Raw genomic sequence first — 14,481 nt, 5'->3', positions numbered from 1 at the left:
TCGCGGAGTTCCTCAGGTGCGGAGAGAATCTGGCAGCGCAGCACCTGCAGAACCGCACAGCGGGCCCTGACGGCGGTGGAGCGGGTGATCCGCAGCACACGCAGGGACTCGACCATGCCGGTGCAGGTCTTGGGCATGGCCAAAACCCGTGCCGGTAGTCAAGTCCCGAACCGCAATGCCCAGTTCGGCTGAAACCCATCGGGTGCAACAGGTTGCCCACCACCGGGGCGCTGATCGGATGACCCGCCGTGCACCGTCGACCACAACGTGACCACGGCACTCCCACATCACTCGGGCAAGCCAGGTGTCAGCGACGGGGGCAGCCTGCTGAAGGTCGGTGCTGCGTTCGTCCCCGATGGCCCATGACTCCCGCACGGCCCGGCACCCGCCGTCGTGGCGCATTCGGTCGGTCCTATGCGGGCCGGTCGCGCGGCCGTCAATACCTCATCCGCTGTCAGTGATCAGTGTCATCAAACGTATGACGCATGTCAGCCGGGCTCTCCTTGCCGTTGTCCGCTCCCCGGGCGGCGACGCAGGATCGGCGGCGGCTCGCCCCGACCGCCCCGATCACGGCAGGTGACACAGCTTGAACCTGGATTCCGACTCCGTTGCAGTTCCGGCCCGTGCCCCAGGCGGCACCACCGGAGTCCGGCTCTACACCCGAGGGGGCATCAATCCCGAGTGGCTGGCCGGCGCCGTCCTTCCGGCCGTCCGGGTGCTCGACGAGGAACTGAACGCACCGGTGCTGTATGTGCGGCGGGGGTGGCTGCACGGACCGCACGTGGACCTGGTGGCCCGGCCGGCCGGGGGCGAAGGGGGTGCAGTGCTGCCCTGGGACGACCTCGCGGCGAAGCTGGACGCGGGGCCGCTGGCGCCGGAGAAGCAGCAGAGCGAGGAGGAATACCTCGCCCGCGCTCGGGAGTTCGGCAGGCTGGAACGGGTCGAGCCGCCCTATCTGCCGATGCACCCGCACGGCCGGCTCGAATGGCTGAACGCCACGCGGACCGCGACCTGGCCGGAGCCGCTGAACGCCCTGTGCGACCTGGCGCTGACCCGGATCAACCGGCCGTTGACGGCGGTGGTCGCGGAGGCCACCTCGGGGACGGGCACGCTGCCGACCCGGGTGGCCGAAGCAATGGTCGCGCTGGCGGCGGCCCACCACTCCGGCATCCCGTTCGGGGTGTTCTCGCTGCGCAGTCACGCCGAGGCGTTCCTCTCCTGGGCGGCGCCCCGCAAGGACGTACGGCCGGCCTTCGCGCGCCGTCTCGCGGGCGATGCACCGCTGCTGCGGGCCCTGGTGCAGCAGACGCTGGAGGACACCTGCAGCCCCTCGGCGGCCCGCTGGCGTCAGGCGTTCCAGTACTGCATGGGGGTCTTCGACTCGGCCGTCGCGCAGGAGGCGCTGACCCTGCGGACACTGGAGGAGCGGGAAGGCGGCTTCGACGAGCGCACGATGGGACCGCCCGGCCAGGAAGACGTCAGCGGCCAGCGGGGCAGCGACTTCCACGCGGCCGTGAACGCCTCCGGGGCGCTGGCAGGCACCACCAACTGGTTCGCCTCGTACCGGCTGTTGATCAACCTGTTCTACCAACAGCTCCTGCTGCTCGACGTGGCCCCGCTGCACCGCTACTACCTGTGTTACGCCATCGCGGAGACCGTGGACGAGGTGCTGGGGGAATCCTGGAGCGACCGCCTGTCCCGGGCGGCGGCCGGCCGGCCCGCCGGGTCCGCCGCGTGAGGCCCCGGTGTACCGGCGAGGACGCCCCCGCCGGTGAGCCGCTGTGGATGCTGCGCGTCAACCCGCTGCCCCGGACACGTCTGGCGGACTCCGTACTGGCCGCGCTGCTGGACGCGGTGTGCGCCGCGGAGAACGAGGTCGAGGCCACCGCGGAGGTCTGCTCCGCGGAGCTGCACCAACTCATCGGCGCAACCGCCGACCCCGGCGAGCGCGGCCCGCTGATCGCGCTGCGCCGGGACGTCCACAACGACCGCGTGCCGCGCACCGAGGACGATCCAGTGCCCGCGATGACCCGCTGGCGGGCGGCCCGCGACGCGCGGGACAGTCTGCGGGAAGCGCTGGACCGGGAGTACCCGCAGGCCGCGGACCGGGAACGGAAGCGGCTGGCCGGACTCCTCGCCGATGACGACCTGAGGCGCTCGCTCGCCCTGGTCGCCCCGGAGGTGGCCGCCGGCGCCGACCGCTACCGGGCCGCCCTGGAGGGCGGCGGGAAGCTGTCCGCCCGGCTGCGGAAGTCCGAACGCGGCCTGGTCCAGTACGTCACCCGCGCCATGGTCCGTACCAGTCCGCTCTCCCGGTTCACCGCAGTGGGACTGGCCCTTCCCGGTCCACAGGGCGTCGCGCTCGGTGACGTGACGCCCGTCGGCGCGGTCCCGGTCGTCGGACTCGACCGGATCATGCTGCACTACATTCTCGGCGGGCTCCGGTTCGAGGCCGCCCCGGACCGGCCGCTGGGCTCCGAGGACTGGGTACAGCTGCCGCCGACGTCGGAGTTCGGGCCAGGGCGCGAGAAGCTGATGTTCCTTCAGCCCGCCGGGGATGTCATCCGTCGACTCTCCGTCCCGGTCGCGGGACCGGTGCGTCCGCTGGTCAACGCCGTCGCCCTGGGTGCCAGGCAGGTGTCCGCCGTCGTGGCGGAGGTGGCCGGGGAGTTGCGCTGCCCGACCGAGGACGCGCTGACCGCCGTGCGCGGTGCCGTACGCGCGGGCATCCTCTGCCTCAGCGACGGCCCGGAGGACGGCACACTGCCCTTGGGCACGATGCTCGACCGCCCCGGCTGGCCCGGTGCCCCGCTGCTGGCGGAGGTGGACCGACTGCTCCCTGAGGTCGGCGCGGCCCCGGCCGAGCAGCGGGGCACCGTGCTCACCCGACTGCGCGGCACGCTCGCCGACCTCAGCCACCGTGCCGCCCGGCCCGCGCAGGTACTGGTCGAGGAGGACTACGTACTGCCGCCCCTGGCGGTGGACACCGCCCCCTGGGGCGCCGCCCTCGACGACATGGCGGCGGTCGTGGAACTCCTCTCCGTCTTCGACCGGCTGCACGACATCCGCGCGGTGCTCTCCGCGATCTTCGTGGAGCGGTACGGGGCGGGAGCCGAGGTACCGCTCGTCGAGCACGCCGAACGGATCGCCGCCGAGGTGTACCGGCGGGGCGGTTCGCTGGACGGCGACATCCCGCAGGACAGCGGCCCGGCCGACGGCTCCCTCGGCCGGCTGCACCAGCTGCGGCTGGACGTCCTGGCCCGGATGCGGGACATCCTCACGGCCGCCGGGCCCGACGCCCGGGAGGTGATGCTGTCCGCGCGGGAGACCCGCGGTCTGGTCGCCGGACTGCCGGACCGCTTCCGGCAGGACCCGCTGGCGTACGGGGTCCTCGTGCAGCCCTGGCGGGACCGGCTCGTCTTCAACGACGCCTACGCCGGGCACGGCATGCTCTACGGCCGGTTCCTCGGAGCCGACCGAGAGCTGGGCGGCCGGGCCCTGCCGTATCTGGCGGAGCGGCTGCGGCGGCAATACGGGGCGGACGGTCGGCAGGTCGCCGAAGACCGCGGGCTGCACCGGCTGAACGTCAACGCGCACGCCCAGGTCCTGCCGGACGGCATCGACGCCGACGGCTGGTCCGCCCTGCGCCTCGCCCACGACCCAGCCACCGACGCGCTGTGCGTCCGCGACGCGGAGGGCCGCGATCTGCGGGTGCTGACCCTGGGCAGCGGACACCCCGAATTCCTGCCCGTCCCGGTGCGCATCGCGGCCTGGCTGGTCAGCGGCGGGCGTCTGATGGAGGACTTCGTCGGCGACTGGCAGGCGTCGGCGGGCGGTCCGGGCACCACCACCCGGGCCTGCCCCCGGGTCGTGGTGGGGCGGGCGGTGCTGGCCCGGCGGCGCTGGTACGGCGGGGCCGAACTCGCCGAGGCCGTCACCGCCGGCCGGGAAGAGACCGACCGGCTCCGGGCGCTCGCCCTCTGGCGCACCCGGCACGGCGCACCCGCCGAAGTGGTCCTCAAGACACCGCTGGAGGCCACCTACGGAACCGAGGCGCTCCAGGCCGCCGCCGCGCTCGGCTTCGGCGCCGAGGAGCACCGGAAGCGGCAGAAACCCCAGTACACCGACCTGGAGAGCGCCGTGAGCGTACGTGTACTGCCCCGGCTCATGGACCGGCGGAGCCCCGGCTACCTCGAAGAGGCCCTGCCCGCCGTGGCGGACTCCCGGCACGCGGCGGAATGGGTGGTCGAGATCGCCCGGACCGCCGGCGCCCCCTTCACCTACGGAGGAAAGACCGCATGACGATGAGGTCACGGCCGTATCTTCACTACGCACCGGTCTCGGGAGGCGTCTATTTCAGCGGGCCGCACACCCAGTTCGTCGTCCTGGGGCCCAAGGTACTGCTCACGGTGGCGGACGTCTGCGTCCCCCTGCTGGAGACGGGCACCACGGAGGACGAGATGGTGACGGCCCTCGGCTCCGAGCGGGCCCGCCCCGCCGTGCGGAGGCTCACCGACGAACTGCGCGCCCGTGACCTGCTGCTGGACCCCGGACGGTTCAGCGCCGCCGCACCGGACGCGGAGACCCGGGAGCACTTCAGCGAAGCGCTCGCCCACCTGGAGGCGTTCAGCGACGACCCGTACGCCGCGTTCGCCGTGCTGCGCTCGGCCCGGGTCCTGCTGTACGGCCCTTGCGCGGCCGTGCTGCCCGCGGCGCGCGGGCTGGCGAGGGCGGGCGTGGGGCGGCTGGTGCTCGCCCCCACCGACCCGCACGACGCGGTGGCCACCGCCCGGCGGCTGGGCGCCACGCTGCTCACGGACGGAGTGGACGGCGCGGACACCGCCAACGGCGTGAACGCGGTGATCTGGTGCGCCGAGGGCACCGGTGCCGCCGACGCCGTCCCGCTTCTCGGGCTCCCCGACGGCGTACCGCTAGTGCCCGTACGGCTCGGCTCCACCGCACTGGTCGGCCCGGTGGTGACCGGCGGGTCCGGCGCGGACACCGCCAACGCGCTGGCAGCCCGTGCCGAGGACTGGGCCACGGCCCAGGAGACCGGGTCCGCGCCCCGACCCGGCGCCGACGCGCTGGCGGGGGCCCTGGCCGGACAGCTAGTGTTCGAGGTGCTGGCCGGTGTCGGTACCCCGGGCAGTGCGCATGTCGTGCACGGGGAGGATCTGTCCGCGGACGTACTGCGTACGGCGGCGGGTGACGAGGCGACGGAGCCCGCCCCGGCTTCGGCAAAGGCCGGGAACGCCTCGACGGCCGACCCGGCGCTGCAGGGTGTCGTCGCCCCGCTGCCCGCGCCCTGGACCGGGCTTCTGGAGCTGACCGAGGGCGGCGACCTGCCGCAGCTCCCGCTGGCCCTGCGCGAGGCGAGGCTGCCCGGCCGCCCGGGGGCCGGAGTCATCAGCTGGGCCGGAGACCAGCAGGGCGCCACCGTCGCGGTCGCCCTCGACGCACTGCGCCGACTGGCCGGACCGGACAGCGCGTCGGCGGTGGGCGCTGCAGGGACCACCGAGGAGCTGTGGCTGCTGGACGGCGCACTCCGGCTGCTGACGGAGCACGCCGTACCGAGCGAACGGCAGGTCCCCGAGCGCCTGCTGCCTGGTAGTCAGGTGGTGCGACGCGCCCTGGCCGAGGAGCACGGCCTCCCGGTGGCGGTGCGGCTGCTGGAAGTACCCGGCGTCGGCTGGGCGCTGGCCCGAGCGGTGCACGCCGAGACCGAAGAGCTGTACGGGCACGGATGGGGACCGACCGTGGACGAGGCCGTGCACGGTTGCCTCGGTACGGTGCTGGCCCGCCGCATCGCGGACCAGCTGCGGCCCGGCGCCGACGTCGCGGACGTGCACACCGGGGCCGTGCGCACGGCAGGGCCAAAGGCGCTGGCGCGGCTACGCGCGCAGATCGCCGCCCGCGCCGAGGCAGGCGTCCTTCCCGGGGAGCCGACGGGGACGCCGCTCCGTTCCGACCCGGTGCTCGGCACCCTGCCGGTCTTCTTCGGCCCGGTCTCACTGAACCCCGCCCCGGGCCCCGCCCACCTGGCTTCCCCCGAACCCCTGGCGCACGCCGAGGAGCCCGTACATGCCCGGTGAGATCATGACAGCCCCCGCCCCGCCGCCCCCCGTCCCCGGCCCGGACGCGGCGGTGCTGACCGGTCCTGACCTCGCCCGGCCCGCCGCCGGAGAGTGGGCGGAAGCGCTGCGCCCGCTGGCCGCCGCCCTGCCCGGCACGCTCTCCCTCAACCGCGGCTGGAACGCGGACTGGGAGCAGGCGCGGGTGGACGCCGCGTCCGCCGCCGGCCGGGCACATCTGTCGGTCCGGCTGTTCGGCGGCGAGGTGCTGATCGGTCCCTACTGGGTCCCCGGCGCGGAAGGCGGCTGCGCGGGCTGCGCGGAGCTGCGCTCCCGGGTGGTCGCCGGCCATCCTCTGGCGGCCGACCCCCTGCGGCCGGTCTCCCGCCCCGCGATGCGCCGCCCGTTCCTCCTGGAAATGCTGGCCCCCGCCCTCCGGAACTTGGACGAACGCCCGCTGGAGACCGGCGAGCTGTACGCGCTCGGCGGGCCTTCCTCGCGCCGCCATCTGGTACGGCGCAGCGCCCGCTGCCGGGTCTGTGCAGCCGACCCGGACGGGCTCGTCCTGGCCCCGCCCGCCCCGCTGGCGCCGCGCCGGATACCCGCCGGCCCGGACGGGCCGACGCGTGGCGCGGACGGAGCCCGGCTGCTCACGCCCGGCCGGCTCCGGGCACAGACGGTGGACCCCCGGTTCGGGCCGGTCGACCGGGTCGTGCGGGAGGCACTGCCCCCGTACGCCATGAGCCTGGCGTCGCTGCCGGACTCGCTGGCCATGGGCTTCGCCCGCGCGGGAACCTTCGCCGACGCGGAGCCGGTCGCCATTCTGGAGGCGTACGAACGGCTGGGCGGCTTCCCCCACGAGGCGGCCGTCGTCGGTCCGGTCAGCTACCGCGAGGTCGCCGACCGGGCGGTGGACCCCGGCACCCTCGGCCAGTACACCGAGGAGCAACTGGCGCATCCCGCCAGCCGGGTCACGCCGTACACCCCGGACACCCCGATGGACTGGGTGTGGGCCCGGGACCTGCACGGCGGGCCGTCGCTGCTGGTCCCGGCGGAGATCGGCTTCTACCAGTACGACCACAGGTTCCGGCGGGCATACGACACGGTGCGGCGCAGCGACTCGCGCGAGCGGACCTTCCACTTCCACGACTCCTCCAGCGGCTGCGCCCTGGGCTCGACGCCGGAGGAGGCAGTGCTGCATTCGCTGTTCGAACTGGCGGAGCGGGACGCCTTCCTCAATGCCTGGCACCGGGCGGCCCCGCTGCCGACGATCGCGCTCTCCTCCGTCGCCGATCCGGCCTCGCGGCGGCTGCTGGACCTGATCGGTGCACACGGCTTCGACGTCCATCTGCTGGTGGCGACCGACGACATCGACCTCCCGGTCATCTGGTCGCTCGCGGTGAACCGGGAACGGCCCTTCCCCGCCTGCTTCTCCGCCGCCGGCTCCGGCTCCGACCCGGTGGTCGTGGCGCGCACCGCCCTGTGGGAGCTGACGCAGCTGGTCACCGACCCGGTGACCTGGACCCGTGAGGACATCGAGCCGATGTTCGCCGACCCGTGGCTGGTGGACCAGTTGCACGACCACCTGAAGCTGTACTCGCTGCCGGAGGCACTGTCCCGCGTCACCTCGGTGCTCGGCGGGCCCGCGGTCGCCCTGCGGGACGCATTTCCGGCCTGGCCACACCGGTTGCGGGACGCGGCGGGCGACGATGTGCGCCGGGCACTGGACTTCACCGTGGGGCTCTTCGCGGACGCCGGCCTCGAACGTATCCTGACGGTGGATCAGTCCACCGTCGAACACCGGGACCTGGGGCTCGCGGTGGCCAAGGCGGTCGTGCCCGGCATCACGCCGATGTGCTTCGGCCAGCCCCAGCAGCGGCTGGCCGGTCTCCCCCGGCTGGCGGCCGCGCTCGCCGGCACCCCGGCGGAACACCGCACGGCGCCCTACGACCCCCACCCGTTCCCGTGACCGCGGAGGCAGCTGTGAACGTACCGGAAGCCTTCGCACCGCAAGAGGCGGGCCCGGTGCCGGAGGACGCGGACACCATGGCCCGCGACCGGATGTGGTACCTGTTCGCCGCCGGGGCCGACCGGCCCACGGTGCCGCCGATGCCCCCGGACGCCGAGCCGCCGTCCGGTGTGCCGGTCTCCGCGCTGCCGGTGGCCCCCCGGCTACCCGGCACCGCCCGGCTCGACGACCTCACCGTGCTGCCCCCGGGGACGGTCGAGCTCCTGGAGGACGCCCCGTTCCCGGCGGGCCGGATCACCGGCGTGCCGGAGGACCGGGCGCTGGCGCACGCGCTGGTCGCGGCGTTCGGGGTACAGCGACGCGAGCCGGAGAATCCGTTCAACGACCACCGGGGCTATGCCTCGGTGCGCGCCAAGTTCCCGGTGCAGGTCCTCGTCAACGACCGGGGCAGGCGGCAGGTGTTCGACCCGTACCGGCGGGCGCTGGCCGGCTTGTCCGGCGCCTCGTCCGCGCCCTCGTCGGCGCGGGAGGTGCTGCTGACCGGGCGTTTCACCCGGCTGCCCGCCACGTACCGCTGGTACCGGGGCTCCCTGGTGCAGCTGGAGCTCGGCATCGCGCTGCGCGCGGTGTGCATCGCCCTCCAACTGCTGGGGGTTGCGGCCCGGGTGCGGTTTCCCGGGCCCGGCGCCCGGGAACGGCTGGCGGAGTTCGGCCTGACGCCCAGCTGGGAGTGGACCCTGCCCTTGGTGGTCGAGCTGGCCGGCACCGCCCCGATCGGTCCAGGCCACGACCCGGCTCCGGCCGAGGCCGTGCCGGACGCGGTGATGGCCGATGTGGTGGAGATGAACCGCGCCCAGCGGTTCCCCGCCGCCCCGGCCCCGGTGGACACGGCCATCCCGCCCGGCACGCCGGACACCGGCCTGTCCTGGGCGGAGGTGCTGTGGCGCCGCACCTCGGGCCGGATGCCGCGCGGCTTGTTCGGGAACAACGCCCGGCCGCGCCCCGTACCGGGCGGGGTGCTGGACACCGCGCGCGACTGGCTGCTGACGCCCCCGCCGTATGCCGGGCTGCCGGCTGCGGCCGGGGCGCTACGGGTCACCGCCGTCACCCAGGCAGTGGCGGGCCACGCCGACGGGGTGTACGAGGTGACCCCGGCGGCGTACACACCGCGCGCCACCGACCCCGGCGTGCCGGCCCGATTGGAGGAGATCTACGGCTACCCGCTCGCACCGGGCAACGGGTGCGACGTGCGGCACGCGTCGGTGCTGTGGTTCCTGTCGTTCCGGCCGCGGGAACTGGCCGGGGAGCTCGGCACCACTGCCTGGACGGCGGCGCAGTACACCTGCGGCTGGGCCGTGCACGGACTGACCCTGGCAGCTGCATCGGCGGGCCTCTACGCGCGCCCGGTCCGGGCGTTCCGCGAGGCGCCCGCACGCCGCATCCTCGGGCTGCCGGCCGACGAGATGGTCGTACTCGCAGTGATCAGCGGGACGTCGCGGTTCAGCGGCCCGCTGCTCGACCTCCGGCAGTGACTAGAGAATGGAGACGACAACGGTGCAGTCCCCCACCACCGGGAGCACGGCGTCCCGGACAGCACGCTGGCTGACCCCCGAGGCACCGGCCTCCCGTGAACTGGGCCCCGCGGCCCGGTGGCGTTCCTGGCACCTTCATCTCGGCTCCATGGCGCGGTCCGCGCACGACAGGGTGATCACCGAGGTGATCGGCCCCGCGGTGGATCTGTTCCCCGACCGCCCCTGGTTTTTCATCCGCTACTGGCAGCACGGGCCGCACCTGCGGCTGCGGCTCGCAGGGCTGACCGCCTCCGAGACGGCGCGCACCGAACGGCTGCTCCAGGACCGGCTCGGCCGCGCGGCCCGGCTCCAGGAGGGCGAGGAGCCCATCGACCAGGACGCGTATCTGAGGCACGCCCGGCAGCTGTCCGTGCTGGAGGAACCGCACCGCGGCGCCCGGCTGGCCGGCCCCCGGGACCCGGGCGTGTACCAGGACGCCTATGTGCCGGAGACGGAACGGTACGGCGGTCCCGCCCTGATGCCCGCCACCGAGCGGCTGTTCCAGCTCTCCAGCGAACTGGTACGCGCCTTCCTACCCCGGCTGCCCGACTCGCGGTCGCGTTCGGCGATGGCACTGCGGGCGGCCATGTCCGCCGGTACGGCGCTGGGCGGCCCGACCGACCAGGCCATGTTCTACGCGCGCGGACTGGACGCGCTTCGGCAGATGGTGGGGGCCGGATTCCGGCTCTCCACCGAGCAGTTGGACCGGCTGTGCGGATCCGGCGCGGGCCCCGGAAAGCGCCCCGCCACCGCACCGCCCGCCGTGGACCCGGCCCAGCACGGCCCGTTCGGGTCCTGGCACACCCTGCTCTGCGACCTGGCCGACCGGGCCCGTACGGAAGGCACCGCCGAACACCCCGGGGAGGTCTTCTTCTCCCACGTCCACATGCTGCACAACCGGCTCGGGCTGACCATGGCCGAGGAACTGCAGACCTATGCCCGGCTGGTCCACCTCTTCCCGCTCGCGGAGCCCGGCACCGCCGACGCCGTTCCGCAGCCGGCACCCAAGGAGCACTGATGGCACGAACCCTGCTCACCGCAGCGGACCCTCCGGCCGCACCGTTCGTCGACGCACCGCCGGTGCCCGTCCGGACCGTGGGGATGTCCCGGTCCTACGACGGCAAGACCGCGCTGCACCCGATCGACCTGGAGGTCCGCGCCGGCGAACTGGTCGGCCTGCTGGGGCCCAACGGCGCGGGCAAGTCCACGCTGCTCAGCCTGCTCGTCGGGCTGCGGCGGCCGTCCTCGGGCCACTGCGAGCTGTTCGGCGGCGACCCGCGCAGGCCCGTGCACCGCAGGCTCATCGGGGTGACCCCGCAGGAGACCGGGCTGCCGCCCACACTCCGGGTCGGTGAGGTGGCCGACTTCGCCGCCGCCCACTACGAGAACCCGGTCCCCCGGGGCGAACTCCTGGACCGCTTCGGCCTGCTGGACAAGGAGCGCCGCCAGACCGGCGGGCTCTCCGGCGGCGAGAAGCGCCGCCTGGCAGTGGCCCTGGCCTTCGTGGGGCGGCCCCGCATGGTGTTCCTCGACGAACCCACCACCGGCCTCGACGTGGAGACCCGCCGCACCCTGTGGGAGGTGATCCGCGCCTTCCACAGCGAGGGCGGCACCGTGCTGCTGACCAGCCACTATCTGGAGGAGATCGAGCACTTGGCCAACCGTGTGGTGGTGCTCACCCGAGGCCGGGTCGCCGCCGACGACACGGTGGACGCGCTACGCGGGCTGGTGCACGCCCAGCGTGTCAGCCTGCTGGCCGACGAGGTGCCCCCGCTGCCCGGCATCCTCAGCTCCGAACGCGTCGACGGCCGAGTGCATCTGCTGACCCCCGACGCCGACGCGCTGGTGCGCGATCTGGTCAACAGCCGGGCGCCGTTCTCCGGACTGGAAGTCCGCTCGGCGACGCTGGAAGAGGCGTTCCTCACCCTCGCGGACGAGACCGGGGCCGACGACACCCCGGCCGGCGCGCCCGCGGCGACGACACAGTGGGGAAGCGGCCCGTGGCGATAAGCACGCCGGAGACGGCAAGCAGTTCCGATGAGGCGCCCGCCGGCCTGCTGCCCGGCGCGGCGGAACCGGACCAGGGGATGCGCGCGGCCCTGCGCACCCAGGTCCGAATGACCCTGATGCACGCGCGCTACCAGTTGCTGCGGACCATGCGCATCCCGATCGCGCTGGTGGGCACGGCGTTCTTCCCGAGCGCGTCGATGCTGTTCTTCGTCGTCCCGGCCGCCGGCGACGACCCCGTGGGCGCGACCTACGCGACGGCGGCGATGGTGGTCTTCACGACCATGATCAGCAACCTTTTCGGGCACGGCATCGGTGTGGCGGAGGAGCGCCAGCACCCGTGGGACCTCTACACCCGCACCCTGCCCAGCGGGCCGGGTGCGAAGTTCGCGGGGCGGCTGCTGTCCGGGCTGCTCACGATGCTGCTGTCGATGATCCCGCTGCTGGTCATCGCCGCCGTGGCGACGGAGGCCACCACCACGCTCCTGGGCTTTCTGACCGGCCTGGTCGTGGTGGTGCTTGTGTCGATCCCGTTCACCCTGATGGGGTTGGCGATCGGCTATCTGCTGCCGATCCGGGCGGCGTTGACGGTTGTCCAGCTGACGTTCTTCCCGCTCGCCTTCGCCGGTGGACTGTTCTCCGGGGCAGGCCAGGCGCCCGGGTTCATCGAGACGATCGCGCCCTTCACCCCGACTCGGGGCGCCGCCGAGCTGATGTGGGCGGCCGTGGGCGACTACCACTTGAACCCGGTCGCGGCCGTCTCCTTCATCGTGTGGACGGTGCTCCTGGCCGTGCTGTCGGTGTACGCGTACCGGCGCGACGAGGGCCAGCGCTTCCACTGACCCGGCACCGCGGCTCCAGGGACGGCGCGTAGCGGTCGGCCAGCTCCCGCAGCAGGGCCTCGGTCTCCGCCGGGTTCCGGGCGAGGCCGTAGACCCGGCAGTCCGGGCGGATGACGGCCGCCGTCGCGCCGAGCGACTCCAGCCAGGCCCGCAGCAGGTCGTCGACGGCGTCCCCGGGCCGCAGCCGGCGCAGCCGCAGTCGCCAGCGCTCCGCGCACGCGGGCAGGCCGAAGCCGTGCAGCGCGGCGGGATCGTCAGCCGTCAGCAGTACCGGGTCCGGGCCAAGGTGCCCGGCGGCCCCGAGCACCGACGGCGGCACCGGCAGCCCGGCACCGGGGCCCGGCGTGCCGTCGTCCCCGCGGTGGTACAGGCCCCCTTCCGGGGCGTGGACGCCGGGCTGTGCCGGGCGGGCGACGTCTGCGTCCGGCCGGACCGCCATCGCGTTGTCGCGGTGTGCTGCGGCGACCGGATCGGTCAGGCAGATCATCCGGCCGAGCGCCACCGACCGGTCGATGCTGGCCTGGGTGTGTGGGCGGCGCTCGGCCTCGTAACTGTCCAGCACCTCCGGACGCGCGGCACCGGCCAGCACCCGGTCCAGCTTCCACGCCATGTCTTCGGCGTCGCGTAGGCCGGAGCACATGCCCTGTCCGGCGAACGGCGGCATCTGGTGGGCGGCGTCCCCGGCGAGCAGCACCCGCCCGGCCCGCCAGCGGTCCGCGTTACGGGCGGTGAGGGTGTAGACGGCGTGGCGTTCCAGCGTGGCGGTGCCCGGTTCGACACCGAACAGCCCGAGCAGCCGCCAGGCGTTCTCGGCGGTACCGAACGTGTCGGGGAACTCGCCCGGTAGCCGCATGAACTCCCAGCGGCGGTGCCCCGGCCCGGCCGAGACCGCCACCCGGGGGCGCGCGGGGTCGGCGATCTGCACATTGCACGGCGGGAAGTCAGCCGCGCGGTGCGGTGTCACATCGCAGGCCATCCAGTCCAGCGCGAAGTCCCCGTCGCTCAGCTCGGCCCCCATCGCCTCGCGCACCATGCTGTTGGCACCGTCGCACCCGACGACCCAGCGTGCCCGCAGCACCCGCTCCGGGCCGCCGGCCGCACGGCGCACCGTGAGGTCCGCACCGGTGTCCCGGGCGGCCAGCCGGACCGCCTCATGGCCGCGCAGCAGCCGCAGGTTCGGGATCCGCTGGGCGCGCCGCTCCAATGCCTCCTCCAGGCCCGGCTGGTACATGGAGGTGGAGGCGGGCCAGCGGTGTGCGGGGTCGTGGCCCAGCCCGATACGGAGCAGGGTGCGGCCCGCGGCATCGACGACCACGTAGTCCTCGGAGGGCTCCCCGAACGTGCTCAGGTGGGGGCCCACCCCCGCTGCGTCGAGGATGCGGGCGGCGTCGGCGTCGAAGGCGACGGCTCGGGGCATCGGGTACGGCCGGGGCCATCGTTCGACGACCGTGACCTGCCATCCGCGCTGGGCGAGCAGGATCGACAACACCTGGCCGACCGGGCCGAACCCGACGACGAGCACATCGGCGGGGGCCTCTTGCGAGGCCGGGGGCGGCGCAGCGTTCAACTTTCTCTCCCTTCCCGGGAAGACCGGAAACGTGGTCACGCTAGCCCTCGTTCCACGCCGGACAGCCCCGCGGAACCCCCTCCGGGAAAGAACGTGATGAATGTCAGGGCGACCCGGGCAGCCGTTGTCCCGGCCGACCCCCGGCTGCCAGCATCAGCGCGTCATCGAAGCCCTCTGCACGAGCAAGGGAAGGGACCCCTACATGAGCACTCTTGCGAACGAGACCCCGGCCGGCGACCTCTTCGCCTCCTTCGACATCGCCGAGTTGGAGGTGCTGGAGGTCTCCGACAGCGTGGGCCTGCCGGAGATGGGCGCGAGCTCGTCCAGCATGAGCGTCGCCGCCGAGTCGACGTCGGCCAGCCTCTGCTGCTCGTCCTCCTCCTCCACCTGCTGCTGCTGCTGATCGCAGGTGCTCGCGTACCGGCCCGTCTTCCGTGCCGGTACGCGGGACCGT

General features: G+C 73.9%; 10 protein-coding genes. 9 read left to right on the top strand and 1 reads right to left on the bottom strand.

What is annotated here, in order from left to right; translation table 11 throughout:
* Window positions 1-586 precede the first annotated feature (586 nt).
* Genes LK06_RS31955 through LK06_RS31920 form a run of 8 tightly spaced genes read left to right on the top strand, consistent with a single transcriptional unit; the run spans window position 587 to window position 12,460 of the window.
* Window positions 587-1,738 (top strand): hypothetical protein, encoded by a 1,152-nt coding sequence (locus tag LK06_RS31955; protein ID WP_052269778.1) that lies wholly within the window; start codon window positions 587-589, stop codon window positions 1,736-1,738.
* On the top strand, window positions 1,735-4,302 hold the full coding sequence (locus LK06_RS31950) for a lantibiotic dehydratase family protein (RefSeq protein ID WP_043433515.1): 2,568 nt from the start codon (window positions 1,735-1,737) through the stop codon (window positions 4,300-4,302). Before LK06_RS31955 ends, LK06_RS31950 begins: the two co-directional genes overlap by 4 nt.
* Window positions 4,299-6,092: a hypothetical protein gene (locus LK06_RS31945; protein ID WP_159025357.1), complete on the top strand. Its 1,794-nt coding sequence runs from the start codon at window positions 4,299-4,301 to the stop codon at window positions 6,090-6,092. Before LK06_RS31950 ends, LK06_RS31945 begins: the two co-directional genes overlap by 4 nt.
* Complete coding sequence (locus LK06_RS31940) at window positions 6,082-8,040, top strand: TOMM precursor leader peptide-binding protein (RefSeq protein WP_039649869.1); 1,959 nt, start codon at window positions 6,082-6,084, stop codon at window positions 8,038-8,040. The genes LK06_RS31945 and LK06_RS31940 overlap by 11 nt, the downstream gene beginning before the upstream one ends.
* Window positions 8,041-8,054: 14 nt before the next feature.
* Window positions 8,055-9,572 (top strand): nitroreductase family protein, encoded by a 1,518-nt coding sequence (locus LK06_RS31935; protein ID WP_039649867.1) that lies wholly within the window; start codon window positions 8,055-8,057, stop codon window positions 9,570-9,572.
* A gap of 22 nt (window positions 9,573-9,594) precedes the next feature.
* A complete protein-coding gene (locus LK06_RS31930; protein ID WP_234367566.1) occupies window positions 9,595-10,629 on the top strand; it encodes a thiopeptide-type bacteriocin biosynthesis protein in 1,035 nt (344 codons plus the stop codon).
* Window positions 10,629-11,621: an ABC transporter ATP-binding protein gene (locus tag LK06_RS31925; protein WP_199806272.1), complete on the top strand. Its 993-nt coding sequence runs from the start codon at window positions 10,629-10,631 to the stop codon at window positions 11,619-11,621. Before LK06_RS31930 ends, LK06_RS31925 begins: the two co-directional genes overlap by 1 nt.
* Window positions 11,612-12,460 (top strand): ABC transporter permease, encoded by an 849-nt coding sequence (locus LK06_RS31920; RefSeq protein ID WP_234367565.1) that lies wholly within the window; start codon window positions 11,612-11,614, stop codon window positions 12,458-12,460. Before LK06_RS31925 ends, LK06_RS31920 begins: the two co-directional genes overlap by 10 nt.
* Here the strand turns inward: LK06_RS31920 and mhpA are convergent.
* Window positions 12,384-14,027 carry a bifunctional 3-(3-hydroxy-phenyl)propionate/3-hydroxycinnamic acid hydroxylase MhpA gene (gene mhpA, locus LK06_RS31915; protein ID WP_078858840.1) on the bottom strand — a complete coding sequence of 548 codons (1,644 nt, stop codon included), beginning with the start codon at window positions 14,025-14,027 and terminating at the stop codon, window positions 12,384-12,386. The two genes, LK06_RS31920 and mhpA, sit on opposite strands and share 77 nt — an antisense overlap.
* A gap of 202 nt (window positions 14,028-14,229) precedes the next feature.
* Between mhpA and LK06_RS32895 the strand changes: the two genes are divergently transcribed.
* Window positions 14,230-14,430, top strand: a complete 201-nt coding sequence (locus tag LK06_RS32895; protein WP_107067952.1) for a thiazolylpeptide-type bacteriocin — start codon at window positions 14,230-14,232, stop codon at window positions 14,428-14,430.
* Window positions 14,431-14,481 lie beyond the last annotated feature (51 nt).

The organism is Streptomyces pluripotens (assembly GCF_000802245.2).
In the GTDB taxonomy this organism is placed as follows: Bacteria; Actinomycetota; Actinomycetes; order Streptomycetales; family Streptomycetaceae; genus Streptomyces; species Streptomyces pluripotens.
This window is presented reverse-complemented; position numbering and strand designations above follow the sequence as displayed.